Annotated in this window: 16 protein-coding genes and 1 pseudogene; 3 read left to right on the forward strand and 14 right to left on the reverse strand. The window is 71.2% G+C overall.

Translation table 11 applies throughout. The annotated features are described in order from the left end of the window. Both CCR87_RS03670 and CCR87_RS03675 read right to left on the reverse strand, forming a co-directional pair. A partial coding sequence (locus CCR87_RS03670; protein WP_201156221.1) for a helix-turn-helix domain-containing protein occupies positions 1 to 288 on the reverse strand: 288 nt, incomplete at its 3' end. A gap of 66 nt (positions 289 to 354) precedes the next feature. Then, the gene (locus tag CCR87_RS03675) at positions 355 to 1,005 is read right to left on the reverse strand and encodes a GntR family transcriptional regulator (protein ID WP_201156222.1); all 651 of its coding nucleotides are present in this window, start codon (positions 1,003 to 1,005) and stop codon (positions 355 to 357) included. A gap of 115 nt (positions 1,006 to 1,120) precedes the next feature. Between CCR87_RS03675 and CCR87_RS03680 the strand changes: the two genes are divergently transcribed. Next, positions 1,121 to 1,765, forward strand: coding sequence for a pyrimidine 5'-nucleotidase (locus CCR87_RS03680; RefSeq protein ID WP_201156223.1), 645 nt, complete (start codon positions 1,121 to 1,123; stop codon positions 1,763 to 1,765). Between the two features lie 41 nt (positions 1,766 to 1,806). Here the strand turns inward: CCR87_RS03680 and CCR87_RS03685 are convergent, their stop codons facing one another. The 9 genes and pseudogenes from CCR87_RS03685 to CCR87_RS03725 all read right to left on the reverse strand — a co-directional run bounded on the left by CCR87_RS03685 (position 1,807) and on the right by CCR87_RS03725 (position 10,763). After that, the gene (locus tag CCR87_RS03685; protein WP_201156224.1) at positions 1,807 to 3,072 is read right to left on the reverse strand and encodes a glutamate-5-semialdehyde dehydrogenase; all 1,266 of its coding nucleotides are present in this window, start codon (positions 3,070 to 3,072) and stop codon (positions 1,807 to 1,809) included. Continuing rightward, the gene (proB, locus tag CCR87_RS03690; RefSeq protein WP_201156225.1) at positions 3,069 to 4,169 is read right to left on the reverse strand and encodes a glutamate 5-kinase; all 1,101 of its coding nucleotides are present in this window, start codon (positions 4,167 to 4,169) and stop codon (positions 3,069 to 3,071) included. Before proB ends, CCR87_RS03685 begins: the two co-directional genes overlap by 4 nt. Next, on the reverse strand, positions 4,157 to 5,179 hold the full coding sequence (obgE, locus tag CCR87_RS03695) for a GTPase ObgE (protein WP_201156226.1): 1,023 nt from the start codon (positions 5,177 to 5,179) through the stop codon (positions 4,157 to 4,159). The genes proB and obgE overlap by 13 nt, the downstream gene beginning before the upstream one ends. Before the next feature lie 194 nt (positions 5,180 to 5,373). Continuing rightward, positions 5,374 to 5,862, reverse strand: a complete 489-nt coding sequence (locus tag CCR87_RS03700; protein WP_242511837.1) for a GNAT family N-acetyltransferase — start codon at positions 5,860 to 5,862, stop codon at positions 5,374 to 5,376. Between the two features lie 284 nt (positions 5,863 to 6,146). Then, positions 6,147 to 6,413, reverse strand: a complete 267-nt coding sequence (gene rpmA, locus CCR87_RS03705; protein WP_201156228.1) for a 50S ribosomal protein L27 — start codon at positions 6,411 to 6,413, stop codon at positions 6,147 to 6,149. Positions 6,414 to 6,435: 22 nt separating this feature from the next. Continuing rightward, positions 6,436 to 6,759 (reverse strand): annotated as a pseudogene (gene rplU, locus CCR87_RS03710) (50S ribosomal protein L21); the annotation flags it as partial. A 241-nt stretch (positions 6,760 to 7,000) separates the two neighbouring features. Next, entirely contained in the window at positions 7,001 to 7,831 is an 831-nt protein-coding gene (locus tag CCR87_RS03715; RefSeq protein ID WP_201156229.1) for a hypothetical protein, read from the reverse strand. Between the two features lie 77 nt (positions 7,832 to 7,908). Continuing rightward, positions 7,909 to 9,687, reverse strand: a complete 1,779-nt coding sequence (locus CCR87_RS03720; protein WP_201156230.1) for an SLC13 family permease — start codon at positions 9,685 to 9,687, stop codon at positions 7,909 to 7,911. Between the two features lie 260 nt (positions 9,688 to 9,947). Beyond that, positions 9,948 to 10,763 (reverse strand): TIGR00282 family metallophosphoesterase, encoded by an 816-nt coding sequence (locus CCR87_RS03725; RefSeq protein ID WP_201156231.1) that lies wholly within the window; start codon positions 10,761 to 10,763, stop codon positions 9,948 to 9,950. A gap of 182 nt (positions 10,764 to 10,945) precedes the next feature. Here CCR87_RS03725 and gap point away from each other — a divergent pair, with 182 nt between their 5' ends. After that, positions 10,946 to 11,947 carry a type I glyceraldehyde-3-phosphate dehydrogenase gene (gene gap / locus CCR87_RS03730; RefSeq protein ID WP_201156232.1) on the forward strand — a complete coding sequence of 334 codons (1,002 nt, stop codon included), beginning with the start codon at positions 10,946 to 10,948 and terminating at the stop codon, positions 11,945 to 11,947. Between the two features lie 86 nt (positions 11,948 to 12,033). On the opposite strand, the gene CCR87_RS03735 is transcribed toward gap, so the two are convergent. Beyond that, positions 12,034 to 13,299 (reverse strand): NAD(P)/FAD-dependent oxidoreductase, encoded by a 1,266-nt coding sequence (locus tag CCR87_RS03735; RefSeq protein WP_201156233.1) that lies wholly within the window; start codon positions 13,297 to 13,299, stop codon positions 12,034 to 12,036. Between the two features lie 41 nt (positions 13,300 to 13,340). Then, positions 13,341 to 13,649 carry a c-type cytochrome gene (locus tag CCR87_RS03740; protein ID WP_201156234.1) on the reverse strand — a complete coding sequence of 103 codons (309 nt, stop codon included), beginning with the start codon at positions 13,647 to 13,649 and terminating at the stop codon, positions 13,341 to 13,343. 456 nt (positions 13,650 to 14,105) lie between these two features. Between CCR87_RS03740 and CCR87_RS03745 the strand changes: the two genes are divergently transcribed. Then, a complete protein-coding gene (locus tag CCR87_RS03745) occupies positions 14,106 to 14,411 on the forward strand; it encodes an ArsR/SmtB family transcription factor (protein WP_201156236.1) in 306 nt (101 codons plus the stop codon). 59 nt (positions 14,412 to 14,470) lie between these two features. Here the strand turns inward: CCR87_RS03745 and CCR87_RS03750 are convergent. Continuing rightward, on the reverse strand, positions 14,471 to 14,787 hold a 317-nt coding region (locus tag CCR87_RS03750; protein WP_201156235.1), incomplete at its 5' end, for a hypothetical protein.

Raw genomic sequence — 14,787 nt, forward strand, 5'->3', positions numbered from 1 at the left:
GAACAGATCATGCAACCGCCCCGGCCCCGACAGCCCCGCCGCCAGCGCCGTCTCCAGCGTGGCATGGCGCGCAGCCAGCATCCGCCGCGCCGCGTCCAGCGCAAGGTACTGCTGGTACTGCTTGGGCGAGACCCCGGCCCAGCGCGTGAACACCCGCTGGAAATGCGCGGCACTCATCCCCATCCGCGCCGCCAGATCCTCCAGCCTCAGCGCCCCCGGCGCCGCGTCGATCTCGGCAATGGCGCGGGCAATCACCGCGTAATGATAGCCGTTCTCGCCACCGTCCATCCCCGCCCCCTGTCGCCAGACCGCCCCATCCCTACCGCGCACGAACACCCCCCGCGAAGGGCCGCCTCAGCGCAGCGGCCGCTCGCCCGCGTCGATCTTCAACCGCGTCTCGAACGCCTTGGAGATATGCGCCTTCAGCGCGCCATAGGCCGCCGTCCCGTCGCGCGCCGCGATCGCCTCGACGATCTGGTCGTGCTCCGCCATGGTGGCATCCCCGCGCCCCTCGGCGGCCAGCGACGTCACCGCCAGCAGCGCCATCGACCGGTGCACAAGGTCCAGTTGCTGGACCAGGTACCGGTTGTGCGAGGCCAGGTGGATCTGCTTGTGGAACCGGCGATTGGCGCGGCTCATCGCCTCGGGGTTGCCGATCAGGCCACGGTCGGCCTGCACCATGTCGCGCAGCACCTGCACCTCCTCGTCGGTGGCGTGGCGCGCGGCCAGCCGGGCCGCCAGCCCCTCCAGCTCCGCGCGTACCACATACAGCTCCGCCAGCTGGTTGTGGTCCAGCGACGCCACGATCAGGCTGCGCCCGTCGCGCACCAGCAGGCTTTGCGTCTCCAGCCGCTGCAACGCCTCGCGGATCGGCGTGCGCGAGACGCCGAAGCGCTCGGCCAGTTCGGATTCCACCAGCCGGTCGCCGGGCTTGTAGATGCCCACGTCGATCGCCTCCAGGATCAGGCTGTACGCATCGGACTGGGGGGGCCTGACATCGGTCATCGGCGGTCTCCGTGGGGTGGGCGGGCGCGGATCGCCTCGGGCGTCCGTTATCCCCCCACAGTGCCCCGGCGCAACCCCGCTTGCCCTGTTCGTCCGGCGCGGCTATGCCCGTCGCATGGTCGCGCAGCAGTTTTCCCATGTCCGGGGTTGGGTCTTCGACCTCGACAACACCCTGTATCCCCCCCGGATGCGGCTGTTCGACCAGGTCGACGCCCGCATCACCGGCTTCGTGATGCGCGCGACCGGCCTGCCGCGCGCACAGGCCGACACCTTGCGCAAGGACTACTGGCGCGCGCATGGCACCACGCTGGCGGGGCTGATGGCCGTGCACGGGGTGGAGCCCGAAGGCTATCTGGCCGAGGTGCACGACATCGACTTCACCGTACTGCGCCCCGACCCCGACCTGCGCGCGCGCATCGCCGCGCTTCCGGGCCGGCGCATCGTGCACACCAACGGCTGGGCCCCCTATGCCGAGCGTGTGCTGGAGGCGCGCGGTCTGTCGGGCCTGTTCGACGCGGTCTTCGGGGTGGAGCACACGGGCTATGTCCCCAAACCCGACCCGCAGGCCCATGCCGCGGTGCTGGAGGCCGGCGGCATCGATCCCGCCGTTGCCGCCATGTTCGAGGACGACCCCCGCAACCTGACCGCCCCGCACGCGATGGGCATGCGCACCGTCCACGTCGCCCCCGAGGCGGCTCCGGCAGCCCATATCCACCACCACACCGACGATCTGGGCGGTTTCCTGGCGCGGCTGGTGTAAGCCGCCCCCGCCTTTTTCCGGGCCGGGGCGTGCGGCGGCCTTCAGCCCCGGACGGTGCCGTCGCCGGTCACGAGGTACTTGAACGACGTCAGCTGCTCGGCCCCCACCGGCCCGCGCGCATGCAGCTTGCCGGTGGCGATGCCGATCTCGGCGCCCATGCCGAACTCGCCGCCGTCGGCGAACTGGGTGGAGGCGTTGCGCATCAGGATCGCGCTGTCGAGGCGGGCCATGAACCGCTCCGCCACGGCGTCATCCTCTGTCAGGATCGCCTCGGTGTGGCCCGAGCCGTGGCGGCGGATGTGGGCGATGGCGCCGTCGACATCGTCCACGACCGCCGCGGCGATGATCGACGCGAGGAACTCCTGCCCGAAATCGCCCGGGGCCGCCGGACCCACGCCGGGCAGATGCCCCAGCCCCGGGCCTGCGCGCACATCCACCCCCGCCGCCACCAGATCGGCGATGATCTGCGCGCCCAGCGTGTTGACCACATCGCGGTGCACCAGCAGGCACTCGGCCGCGCCGCACACGCCGGTGCGTCGGGTCTTGGCGTTCAGCACGACGCGCCGCGCCTTGTCCGGATCGGCGGAGGCATCGACGTAGACATGGCAGATCCCCTCCAGATGCGCAAAGACCGGCACCCGCGCCTCGGCCTGCACCAGCCCCACCAGCCCCTTGCCCCCGCGCGGCACGATCACGTCCAGATGCGCGGTCATCCGCAGCATCTCGGCCACGGCGGCGCGGTCGCGGGTGGGCACCAGCTGGATCGCATCCTGCGGCAGGCCGGCCGCGCACAGCCCCTCCAGCAGGCAGGCATGGATGACGCGCGAGGAATGGAAGCTCTCGGACCCGCCGCGCAGGATCACCGCATTGCCCGCCTTCAGGCACAGCGCGCCCGCGTCGGCGGTCACGTTGGGGCGGCTTTCATAGATCACGCCGATCACGCCCAGCGGCGTGCGCACCCGGCGGATGTGCAGCCCCGAGGGACGGTCCCATTCGGCCATCACCTGCCCCACCGGGTCGGGCTGCTCGGCCACCGCCTCCAGCCCCGCCGCGATCCCCTCCAGCCGGGGTCCATCCAGCATCAGCCGGTCGAGCATCGCGGGCGCCAGCCCCTTGCCCTCGCCATAGGCCATATCGTGGCCGTTGGCCGTCAGCACCTCGGCCGCGGCCGCGCGCAGGGCACGCGCGGCCGCGCGCAGCGCCTGCGCCTTCGCCTGCGCGGGCGCACACGCCAGATCGGCCGCGGCGGCGCGCGCGCGCCGCCCCATGTCGTCCATCAGTGCAGGAATATCGGCGGCGTCGGTCATAGCACCATGTCGTCCCTGTGGATCAGCGCGGCCCGGCCGGGATAGCCCAGCACCACCGCGATCTCGCCCGAGCGGTGGCCGCGAATCGCCTCCGCCTCCTCGGCCGTGTAGCGCACGAGGCCGAGGCCGAGGCGCCCCCCGTCCGGCCCCACGATCGCCACCGGATCGCCGCGCCCGAACCGCCCCGACACCGCCGTCACCCCCGCCGGCAGCAGCGACCGCCCCGCGCGCAGCGCCGCGACCGCACCCGCGTCGATGCGCAGGGACCCCTTGTCCTTCATCGCACCGATCCAGCCCTTGCGGGCGGTCTGCGGATCGCCCTGGGCTGCGAACCAGGTGGCCCGCGCGCCGCCCTCCAGCGCGCGCAGCGGGCGCACGGGGCTGCCCAGCGTGATCGCCATGGCACAGCCCGCCGCCGTCGCGGTCTTGGCCGCCATCAGCTTGGTCACCATACCCCCGCGCGACAGCGCCGACGCGGCACCACCGGCCATCGCCTCGACCTCGGGCGTCACCCGCTCGACCTGCGCCAGATGGCGTGCGTCGGGGTCGGTCTGCGGGTTGGCGGTGTAAAGCCCGTCCACATCCGACAGCAGCACCAGCACATCGGCGCCCACCGTCACCGCCACCTGTGCGGCCAGCCGGTCGTTGTCGCCATAGCGGATCTCGTCCGTGGCGACGGTGTCGTTCTCGTTCACGATGGGCACGACGCCCAGCGCCAGAAGCGTCTCCAGCGTGGCGCGGGTGTTGAGGTAGCGCCGCCGATCGGCCGTGTCCTCCAGCGTCACCAGCACCTGGGCCGCCGTGATCCCGTGCGGCGCCAGCGCCGCCTGATAGGCCCCGGCCAGCCGGATCTGCCCCACCGCCGCCGCCGCCTGGCTGCGCTCCAGCGGCGGAGCGGGATCGGTGATGCCCAGCACCCCGCGCCCCAGCGCGATGGAGCCCGAGGACACCAGCACCACATCCACCCCGCGCGCCCGGAGTGCCGCGACATCCTGCGCCAGCCCCGCCAACCATGCCTCGCGCAGCGCGCCGCCGGTCACCAGCAGCGCCGAGCCGATCTTGACCACCAGCCGCCGGGTGCAGCTCAGGGGCGCCATTCCCCCTCCTCCGCCACCGGGGCGCGGCCGCGGTCCACGACCGCCGCCAGCGCGCGCAGGACCTCGCGCACCCCCTCGCCCGAGGCGCCCGACATCGCCATCACCGGCCCCGCCGCGGCCTCCAGCGCGGCCATCCGCTCGGCCCGGGTGTCGTCATCCAGCGCATCGACCTTGTTGAGAACCGTAATCCTGGGCTTGCCCATCATCCCCGGCGCATAGGCCGCCAGTTCGCGCAGGATCACCGCGTGATCCTCCGCCACCGTCTCGGAGGTGCCGTCCACCAGATGCAACAGCACCGCGCACCGCTCCACATGGCCGAGGAACCGATCCCCCAGCCCGCGCCCCTCGGAGGCCCCCTCGATCAGGCCCGGAATGTCGGCCACCACAAATTCCCGCCCGTCGATCCCCACGACGCCCAGATTGGGCACCAGCGTGGTGAAGGGGTAATCCGCGATCTTCGGCCGCGCGTTCGATGTCGCTGCCAGGAATGTCGACTTGCCCGCGTTCGGCAGCCCCAGCAACCCCGCATCCGCAATCAGCTTGAGGCGCAGCCACAGCACCCGCTCCACCCCCTCCTGCCCCGGATTGGCGCGGCGCGGGGCGCGGTTTGTGGCGGTCTTGAACTGCACGTTGCCCCAGCCGCCGTTGCCGCCCTTGGCCAGGCACACCCGCTCGCCCACCCGCGTCAGGTCGGCGACCACCTCCTCACCCTCCTCATCGAGGATCTCGGTCCCCGTGGGCACCCGCAGCAGCACATCCGCTCCGTCGCGGCCGGTGCGCTGCCGGCCCATGCCGGGGCGGCCGTTCTCGGCAAAGAAATGCTGCTGGTAGCGAAAGTCGATCAGCGTGTTGAGGCCGTCGACCGCCTCCACCCAGACATCGCCGCCGCGCCCGCCGTCGCCGCCGTCGGGCCCGCCGTACTCGATGAACTTCTCGCGGCGGAAACTGGTGCACCCCGCCCCGCCGGAGCCGGAGCGGATGTTGACCCGGGCAAGATCGAGAAACTTCATGGCAAATACCGTGCAATCTGCCCCGCAGGGCTCAGGAAAGAGGGCTTAGGCCGAATTGCCACCCGCCTCAAGCCGGGCCATCGGGTCGCGCGTCGGGCACCGCCCGGGCCACGGGCCCTGCACCCGGGCGGCTCCTGCCGCCCTGGTGCCGCCGCCGAGGGGGCTCGATGCCCCCGAAGGCGGCGACCCGTCCCTCAGTCCATGCGCCGAAGATAGGTCCACGTCGCCACCCGGGAGGCACGCGCCACCGACCACGCCTCGGCATCGCCCAGATATTCGAACCCGCAGTTGGTCAGCACCCGCGCCGATACCGCATTGTCCTGGAACACCTCCGCGAACAGGGTGCGCGCGCCGTGGGGGTTGGCCTCGATCAGGGTCCGCACCGCCTCGGTGGCCACGCCGGTGTTCCAGAAGGCGGGCGCGACCCAATAGCCGATCTGGCTCTGGCCACGGTCAAGCCGCGTCAGGCTGATCACGCCCAGCACCTCGGCCGAGCCGGCCGCCGTGCCGTCCATGATCCACACATCCTCGCCGCCGTCGCCGCTCAGCGCCCGGGCGATGAACGCTTCGGTGGTGCCGGGCGGCAGCGGATGGGGGATGGAGCGCGTGCCCTCCGCCACCCGGCGGTCGCCCGCATGCAGGGCCAGCAGCCCCGCATCCGACCGGCGCACCGGGCGCAGCATGAACCGTCCCGCCGCGATCTCGGGGACATCGCCCGGGCTGGTGCCCTGCCGCGCGGCATCCTGGCGGGCCGTCACGCCGCCGGCCGCCCCCTGGCCCGCGCCGCCCCGACCGCTCGCGATCTTTTGTCCGGTGGTCACCGACATCCACGCCTCCTCCCTCACTCCGGCACCCGACCCGGGCGCTGCGACGCGCACGCTCCCCACCGCAACGCCGCCTGTGAAAACGGCAAAGGGGGCCAGACGTGGCGCCGACCCCCGATACCGTAACTGTGGTAAAGCGTCGGTTATTCCGCCGCCACCGCCGGCAGCACCGACACGAAGGTACGACCCTTCAAGCCCTTGTGAAACGTCACCTTGCCGTCGGTCACGGCAAAGATGGTGTGGTCGCGGCCGATGCCCACGCCCTCGCCCGGCCACCACTTGGTGCCGCGCTGGCGGATGATGATGCCGCCCGGCCGGACCGTCTGGCCGCCGAACAGCTTGACGCCCAGCCGCCGACCTTCCGAGTCGCGGCCGTTACGCGAGGAGCCGCCTGCCTTCTTGTGTGCCATGTCTCGTCCTCCTTCACTCGGCCGCGGCGGCGCCGGGGGCGGTGATGCCGGTGATGCGCACCAGCGTCAGGTATTGCCGGTGCCCCTTGGTCCGCTGCGAGCTGTGCTTGCGCCGCCGCTTGACGAAGTGGATCAGCTTCTCGCCGCGGATCTGGTCGATCACCTCGGCCTCGACGGCGGCGCCATCGACACGGGGGGCGCCGACCACCGGGCTGTCGCCGCCCAGCATCAGAACCTCGTCGAAGCGCACCGTATCACCGGCCTCGGCCGGCAGTTTTTCCACCCGCAGCACGTCACCGGGCTTGACCCGGTACTGTTTGCCGCCGGTCTTGAGCACCGCAAACATCTGTCTCGTCCTTTCCCAATCGCGCCCTGTGGCCCCGGCGGCCCCTGCCGTCGGTGTTTTCTGCGCTGTGCGCGCCGTCGGACTGCGCGGTTCCGCCCGTGCAGGACCGAACCTTCGGCCCGGTCATGGCGAAACCCGATACCCGGCACACGGACCCCTGCCCGCCACCGAGGGTCGGCATATCGGCCAGCGCGCCACGGAAGTCAAGCGCCCGGCCGCCCTGCGCCCGCAGGCGCGGCGTTCAGAGGTCCTCGCCCTGGGCGAACGTGCCCGCCGCCTGCCCCAACCGCCGCGAGAGGGTTTCGAACATGCCGTTGAAGCCCGCAAACAGCGCGGCGTTCAGCGCCCGGCCGTCGGCGGTGTCGAAGAAATCGACATGCGCCGCCAGATCCTCGGGCGGCAGCGGCGCAAAGGCGAGCGCCAGATAGGCGTGCAGCCAGCCCTCGACCTCGGCGCGGATGCCGGACTCCTGTGCCTGGACATCGGCCAGCATGTCGGCCTCGCCGAACTCCGCCAGCGCGCCGCCGCCCTCGGCCAGCCCGACATAGAAGGCCAGCGTCGCGTTCAGCCCGCCGGTGACGTTGCGCTCCACCAGATCGCCGACCTCGACGAAACGGCGCAGGGTGTCGACGCGCGGACCGCCCTCGGCCGCCTGTGCGGCCCAGGCGTCGCGCGCGGCGTCCTCGATGCCGGGGTCGAGCATCGCGCGCCGCGCGCCCAGTTCCAGCTCCACCACCCGCTGCCCAAGGTCCGACGCCAGCACCGATTCAATCCGCGCCAGCGCCTCGGGATCGCGCGGCAGCGCCTCCGCGAACCCCTCCAGCATCAGCCCGCGCATCGCCTCCGGGTCATGCACCCGCGCCACCGCCGCGCGCCAGGACGCGCCCGCGCTCGGGCCAAGCACCGCCGCGCCGATGTCCGCGCCATGCTCCAGCCCCTCCTCGCGCACGATCTCCAGCACCTCGTCGAGGCGCAGAAGCTCCGCCATGCGCTGCTCGGGTTGCGCAAGCGCGGGCGCCGCAAGCGCCAGCAGCACCGCCACCGCAGCGCCAAGGGTGTATCGTCCAGCCATCCGTTCCCCCATTCCGTCCCGCCTGATCTAGGCGGCGCGGGCGGCGGCGCCAAGCCGGATCGCGCCCAGCCCGCCGGTCACAGCGGCCAGATCAGCGGCACCGCCACGCTGACCGTCAGGGCCATCAACAGATTCAGCGGCAGCCCGATGCGCACATAGTCGGTGAAGCGATACCCGCCGGGACCGTACACCAGCGTGTTGGTCTGGTACCCGATGGGCGTGCAGAAGCTGGCCGAGGCCGCCAGCATCACCGCCACCACCAGCGGACGCGGATCGACCCCCAGCGACAACCCCAGCCCGATGGCGATGGGCGTCACGATCACCGCGACCGCATTGTTGGTCACGATCTCGGTCAGTGTGCTGGTCAGAACATAGACCGCCAGAACCAGCAGCATCGGGTGCAGCCCCATCATCCACGGCGCCACCGCGTCCACGATCAACGCCACGGCGCCCGAGTTCTCCAACCCCGCGCCAACACCCAGCATCCCGAAGATCAGCGCCAGCAGGCGCCCGTCGATGAAGCCGAACGCCTCGTCGGCGTCGATGCAGCGGGTCAGCAGCACGATCGCCACGCCGAGGAACGCCAGCATTACGATCGGCGCGAAGTCCAGCGCCGCCAGAATCACGATGGCCGCCATCACCGCAAGCACAAGTGGCGCGTGGCGGCGGCGGAACGGACGCTCGGACGGGCGCGAGATATCCACCAGCCCCATGTCGGCGGCCAGGCGCTGGATGTCCTCGGGCGCGCCCTCCAGCAGCAGCGTGTCGCCGACGGCCACCACCAGATCCTCCAGCTGGCGACCGATGTTCTGGTTTCTGCGATGGACCGCAAGGGGATAAACGCCATACCTGCGGCGCAGCCTGAGCTCGCCCAGCGCGCGGCCGACCATCCGGCAGCCCGGCGTGATCAGCACCTCCACCGTGGCGGTGCGCACCGAGGACAGCTTGTCCACCGCGCGCACGTCGCGGTGGCTCTGCATCTCCAGCACCTCGGACATGGGCGTGCGCAGCACCACGCGGTCGCCCGCCTCCAGCACCACACCGCCAAGGTTGCGCCGCAACGAGGCATCCCCGCGCAGCACATCGATCACCCGCGCGCCCTCGCGGCGGAAGATGTCGACCTCCTCCAGCTTGCGATCGATCAGGGAAGAGCCTTCGGGAACAGCAACCTCGGTAAAGAACTTCATCCTGCCGCGGTCCCCGATCAGCCCCGACATCGACGTCCGGTCCGGCAGCAGACGGCGCGCGAACACCGCCAGATAGACGGTGCCGATCACCGCCATCAGCACGCCCACCGGCGTGATCTCGAAGATCGAGAACGGCTCCAGCCCATGCGCCCGCGCGACCCCGTCCACCACCAGGTTGGTGGAGGTGCCGATCAGCGTCACCGTGCCCCCCAGAATCGACAGATAGCTGAGCGGGATCATCACCTTGGACGGTGCCACCGCCAGTTCGCGCGACAACTGCATGAAGATCGGGATCATCACCACCACGATGGGCGTGTTGTTCATGAACGCCGACATTCCCACAACCGTCAGCGCCAGCCCCCCCAGCGTCAGCACCGGCCGGCGCACCGCATTGGCCGAGGCCGCCGCCGTGATCCAGTTCAACGCCCCGGTGCGCACGAGCGCGCCCACGATCACGAACAGCGCCGCGATGGTCCAGGGCGCGGGGTTGGCGAACACCGCCATCGCCGAAGACTGCGGCAGGATGCCCAGCACCAGCATCGCCGACGCCCCGGCGATGGCCGTCACCTCGACCGGAAAGGTTTCGCGCACGAAGGCAAGGAACATCACCACCACGATGCCCAGCGCCGCAAGCGCCTCCTGCGTGGGGGTCAGGCCGAGGTCGATCATCGCGCTTCCTCTTGCAGGATGGAGCCGAGTGTCGGTCGAATGATTTTGCCGTTCAAGGGAAACCGCCGGTCAGCGGGTGGGCGCAGGCGGCGCGGGGCGGGGCTGCGCCACACCGGCGGGCAGCGTCGGCGGCGCGGGCACTGGCGCAGGCACTGGCGCGGGCCTTGGCGGCCATGACAGCGCGCCGATCCGCACGGGCGGCGTGGTCCCGTCCCGGCCTGCGATCACGACAGGCGCCGCGAACGGCACCGGCCGCGCCCTCATCCCGGCACGGAGGGCTGCAGCGCGCCACCCACGCGCACCATCGACAGCGACAGCGCGCGTCCGGTGCGGTCGCAGGTCTCGATGTAGACGCCGGACAGGGTGGCCTCGCCCTGGGCGGGCTCGAAACGGCCCTTGCCCATGCCGGTGACGAAGCGGCGCAGGGGTTCCTCGCGGTCCATGCCGATCACCGAATCATAGACCCCGCACATCCCCGCGTCCGAGATGTAGCCGGTGCCGCCCGGCAGCACGCGGCCGTCGGCGGTGGGGATGTGGGTGTGGGTGCCCGCGACCAGGCTGGCGCGGCCGTCGCACCACAGGCCGATCGCGGTCTTCTCGGATGTGGCCTCGCAGTGCACGTCGATGATGGCGGCCTGCACCATGCCGCCCGGCGGGTGCGCGCGCAGCACCGGGTCGAGGGCGGAAAACGGGTCGTCGAAGGGGCGCTTCATGAACACCTGCCCCAGCACCTGCGCCACCAGCACGCGGCGCCCGCCCGGCGCGTCGAACACCCGATGCCCCCGCCCCGGCGCCACCTTGGCAAAGTTCAGAGGCCGCAGGATGCGCGGCTCGGTCTCGATGAAGGACAGCATCGCCTTCTGGTCGAACGCGTGATCGCCCAGCGTCAGCACATCCGCGCCCGCCTCCAGCAGCGCGCGCGCGTGCTCCGGCGTCAGCCCCATCCCGGACGAGGCATTCTCGGCGTTGACCACCACGAAATCGAGGCGCCAGTCCCGGCGCAAGCCCGGCAGCGTCTCCGCCACCGCCGCCCGGCCCGACCGGCCCATCACATCGCCCAGAAAGAGTATCCGCATGCCTCAGGGCTTAGGGCCGCACCGCACCGGGGGCAAGGGCGCGCGCGCCATCGGGCGGGCGCGGGCCCGGTTTCCCGCGGTGGCGGGGGCGGATCGGCGCCTGAATCGTCGCTTTCGGTTGACCTCGGCCCCGCGATGGGGACAGTCGCGGCCAAGCGAAATCCGGCCCAAGGAGGACACACATGGCTGTCAAGGTGGCGATCAACGGCTTCGGCCGCATCGGGCGCAACGTGCTGCGCGCACTGGTCGAGCAGGGACGCGACGACATCGAGGTGGTGGCGATCAACGACCTCGGCTCGGTGGAGCTGAACGCCCATCTGCTGCGCTTCGATTCGATCCACGGCCGGTTCCCGGGCGAGGTGACGACCACCGACACCACCATCGACGTCGGCCGCGGCCCGATCGCGGTCACCGCGATCCGCAACCCCGCCGAGCTGCCGTGGAAGGGCGTCGACGTGGTGATGGAGTGCACCGGCATCTTCACCGACCGCGACAAGGCCGCCATCCACCTGGAGAACGGCGCCAGCCGCGTGCTGGTCTCGGCCCCCTCCAACGGCGCCGACAAGACCATCGTGTTCGGCGTCAACGAGGGCACGCTGGAGGCCTCCGACCGCATCGTGTCGAACGCGTCGTGCACCACCAACTGCCTCGCGCCGGTGGCCAAGGTTCTGGCCGACACGGTGGGGATCTCGCGCGGGTTCATGACCACGATCCACAGCTACACCGGCGACCAGCCGACGCTGGATACCATGCACAAGGACATGTATCGCGCCCGCGCGGCGGCGATGAACATGATCCCGACCTCCACCGGGGCGGCGCGCGCGGTGGGCCTCGTGCTGCCCGAGCTGAAGGGCAAGCTCGATGGTGTGGCGATCCGGGTGCCGACGCCGAACGTCTCGGTCGTGGACCTGACTTTCGAGGCCGCGCGCGACTGCACCATGGAAGAGATCAACGAGGCGATGACCGCCGCGGCCGCCGATGGCCCGCTCAAGGGCATCCTGGGCGTGACCGATGCGCCGAACGTGTCGATGGACTTCAACCACGACCCGCGCTCGTCGATCTTCCACCTCGATCAGACCAAGGTGCTGGAGGGGCGGATGGTGCGCATCCTGTCGTGGTACGACAACGAGTGGGGCTTCTCCAACCGGATGCTGGACACCGCGGCGGTGCTCGGCCGTCTCTGACCCGGCGGGGGGCCGCGGCCCCCCTGCCCGCGCCATGCAAGACGCCGGCCGCATCCGCGACCGGCGTTTTTTGCTGTGCGCGGCCGTCAGCCGAACATGTCGGCGGTGATGCCCCGGTACCAGCCGATTGACTCGGCAAAGGTGGCGGCGCGCAGGTCGGTATCCTCGCCGGTCTGGCTGATGAAGCTGTCGCGCGTGGCGATCTTCTCGTCGGTGGCGTCATAGGCGGCGCCGACCTTGACGCCGTCATCGGGGGCGATCAGCGACCAGCAGGTGTTGGAATAGCGCGCGGGGAACAGCCGGGTGTCCAGCAACTCGTGCCGGATGACGTTGACCGCGACCTTGGCCTGGCTGTTGGCCGAGTATCCCGATTTCGGCATGTCGCCCTGCTGGCTGGCGTCGCCCAGCACGAACACGGCCTCGTCGGCGCGCGCCTTCATGGTGTGGGGATCGACCGGCACCCAACCCGCGTCGTTGGTCAGGCCTGCCACCTCGGCGATGCGGCCGGCCTTCTGGGCGGGGATGACGTTGCAGACGTCGACCTGTTCGATCACGCCGTCGATGTCGACGGTCATCGCCTCGGGGTCCACGGACACGTTGTCGGCGCCGAACAGCGGGTCGATGCGCTCGATCATGCCGGGATAGTGGCGCTGCCAGCCCTCCTCGAACAGGGCCTGCTTGGAGAAGCTCTCCTTGGGGTCCACCAGCAGGATCTTGGCGGTCGGGTTCCGCTGGGTCAGGACGTGGGCGACCATCGAGATCCGCTCGTACGGGCCCGGCGGGCAGCGGTAGGGGTTGGGCGGCGCGACCATGGCAAAGACCCCACCCTCGCGCATGCCCTCGACCTGGGCTGCCAGCAAGGCCGCCTGCGTGCCGCCCTTGTAGGCGTGCGGCATCCGCCCCTGCGCCGCGACATCCCAGCCCGGCACCGCGCCGTCGACAAAGTCGATCCCCGGCGACAGCACCAGCCGGTCCCAGGGCAGCACGCCGCCCCCCGCGAGGGTGACGGTCCGCGCGTCGCGGTCCACGCCCACGGCCCAGTCATGCACCACATTGATGCCGTGCACGGCGGCCAGGTTGGCATAGGAGTGCCCCAGATCGTCGAACGACCACACCCCGCCCAGCGCAAGATTGGAGAAGTAGCAGGTGTAATAGGTCCGCGACGGCTCCACCAGGGTCACGTCGATGGCGCCGCCGGACTGCATCGCCAGATGGCGCGCCGCGGTGGCCCCGCCCGATCCGCCGCCCACGACGACCACCCTTGGCCGCCCCGATCCCAGCACCGCAGGCGCCGCCAGCACACTGGCGCCGACCAGCGCCACGCCCAGAAATCCGCGTCTTTTCAGTTCCATGTCTGTCCCCTTGGCGTGTGTGGCATGATCTGCGCGACCGCTCAGTCGGCGGCGGGTGGATAGGTGGCGAAATACGCCGCCAGCGCCGCGATATCCCCGTCATCGAGGCCACGGGCGACGGTCTGCATCGTCTGGCTGGACCGCGCGCCCCCGCGATAGGCCCGCAGCGCTGCGACAAAGCCCGCCTCGGGCCAGCCGGTGATCGCCGGAATGCCGTCGGCCGAGCCGTCGCGGCGGTGACAGGTGGTGCATTCGGCCGCCAGATACGCGCCCCACTCCACATCGCCCGCCATGGCCCCGCCCTGCGCCGTCGCCGCAAGGATCGCCATCATGGATGCCTGCCGACGCATTGCCTGTCCCCCATGCCGCGGTGTCGTCGTGCGGGTTCTAGGCACCGTCCGGCACACCGCAAGCGGCCCGCCCTGCACGCGCCCTGTGTCGGCCGGAACAGCGGTTCGCCCACCGGCGGCCCCGGCGGGACGCCCGTTGCGCGGCGGGCGCGAACGCGGCATGCCGTCCCAAGCCGTGCGCAGGGATGGGGCGCATGACCCTTTTTGCGCCCCATGCCCGGGCACAGCCACCTCGCGACCTTGTCAGGTCGGAGGGGATATATTATATTTTCGCGATATGTTGGTGGTGCCCCGCCACCGATGCGCCCCTTCGGGCGCCGAGGGCAAAGGATCGAGACAATGCGGACCGAAGCGACCATGGCCCGGCGCCGTGACCCGGACGATGACGCGGCAGCGCCGGGCGTGCCCGTCGGCGCGGCGTCGCCGCCCGACGCCGCCGCGCCCGACGACATCGCCATGGCCGAGATGGTCGAGAAGGCCACCGCCGCGGCCGCCTTCCTCAAGGCGCTCGCCCATGAGGGGCGGCTGCTGATCCTGTGCCACCTGTCGCAGGGCGAACGCTCGGTCAGCGATCTGGAGCGGCTTCTGGGGGCGCGTCAGGCGGCTGTCAGCCAGCAGCTCGCGCGGCTCCGGCTGGAGGGGCTGGTGTCGTGCCGCCGCGAGGGCAAGACGATGTACTATGCCGTCAGCGATCCCAAATCCCGCCGCCTGATCGAGGTGATGTACGACATGTTCTGCAACACCGACGCCACCGACCGCTGAGGGTGGCGCCGACGGCCCGGCCCCGTCCGGGCCGGACCGTGCGACAGTCAGCGCGACAGTCAGCGCGTCTCGGGCCCGGACAGCCGCTCGCGCAGGGCCTGAACCGCCTGATCCACGAGGCTGGGATCCTGTTCGGCCGAATCGATGATCGCTTCGAGTTGCGCGCGATCCACCTCCGACAGATCGGCATCGTCCAGAAGTGCGCGCAGGCGATCGGCGTCGAACGCCTCGGGATCGCCGGCCTCCGGCAACTCGGAGGCGATGTCCGGCGCCGTCGTCGATGTCTCGGGCAGGGCCGCCTCGGAGGCCGGATCGGCGTCTGGCGCCGGCGGCTCTGCCGCATCGGGGGCCGGCGCGGCGGGGCTCGCATCGGGGC

This window comes from Rhodobaculum claviforme (assembly GCF_016653255.1).
In the GTDB taxonomy this organism is placed as follows: Bacteria; Pseudomonadota; Alphaproteobacteria; order Rhodobacterales; family Rhodobacteraceae; genus Rhodobaculum; species Rhodobaculum claviforme.

Bases quoted from the DNA above. Each gene is read 5' to 3' on its own strand.
- CCR87_RS03675 (WP_201156222.1), bottom strand. From the start codon at position 1,005: ATGACCGATGTCAGGCCCCCCCAGTCCGATGCGTACAGCCTGATCCTG.
- gap (WP_201156232.1), top strand. From the start codon at position 10,946: ATGGCTGTCAAGGTGGCGATCAACGGCTTCGGCCGCATCGGGCGCAAC.
- obgE (WP_201156226.1), bottom strand. From the start codon at position 5,179: ATGAAGTTTCTCGATCTTGCCCGGGTCAACATCCGCTCCGGCTCCGGC.
- rpmA (WP_201156228.1), bottom strand. From the start codon at position 6,413: ATGGCACACAAGAAGGCAGGCGGCTCCTCGCGTAACGGCCGCGACTCG.
- CCR87_RS03735 (WP_201156233.1), bottom strand. From the start codon at position 13,299: ATGGAACTGAAAAGACGCGGATTTCTGGGCGTGGCGCTGGTCGGCGCC.
- CCR87_RS03685 (WP_201156224.1), bottom strand. From the start codon at position 3,072: ATGACCGACGCCGCCGATATTCCTGCACTGATGGACGACATGGGGCGG.
- CCR87_RS03715 (WP_201156229.1), bottom strand. From the start codon at position 7,831: ATGGCTGGACGATACACCCTTGGCGCTGCGGTGGCGGTGCTGCTGGCG.
- CCR87_RS03745 (WP_201156236.1), top strand. From the start codon at position 14,106: ATGGCCGAGATGGTCGAGAAGGCCACCGCCGCGGCCGCCTTCCTCAAG.
- CCR87_RS03700 (WP_242511837.1), bottom strand. From the start codon at position 5,862: ATGCTGCGCCCGGTGCGCCGGTCGGATGCGGGGCTGCTGGCCCTGCAT.
- CCR87_RS03740 (WP_201156234.1), bottom strand. From the start codon at position 13,649: ATGCGTCGGCAGGCATCCATGATGGCGATCCTTGCGGCGACGGCGCAG.
- CCR87_RS03725 (WP_201156231.1), bottom strand. From the start codon at position 10,763: ATGCGGATACTCTTTCTGGGCGATGTGATGGGCCGGTCGGGCCGGGCG.
- CCR87_RS03680 (WP_201156223.1), top strand. From the start codon at position 1,121: ATGGTCGCGCAGCAGTTTTCCCATGTCCGGGGTTGGGTCTTCGACCTC.
- CCR87_RS03720 (WP_201156230.1), bottom strand. From the start codon at position 9,687: ATGATCGACCTCGGCCTGACCCCCACGCAGGAGGCGCTTGCGGCGCTG.
- proB (WP_201156225.1), bottom strand. From the start codon at position 4,169: ATGGCGCCCCTGAGCTGCACCCGGCGGCTGGTGGTCAAGATCGGCTCG.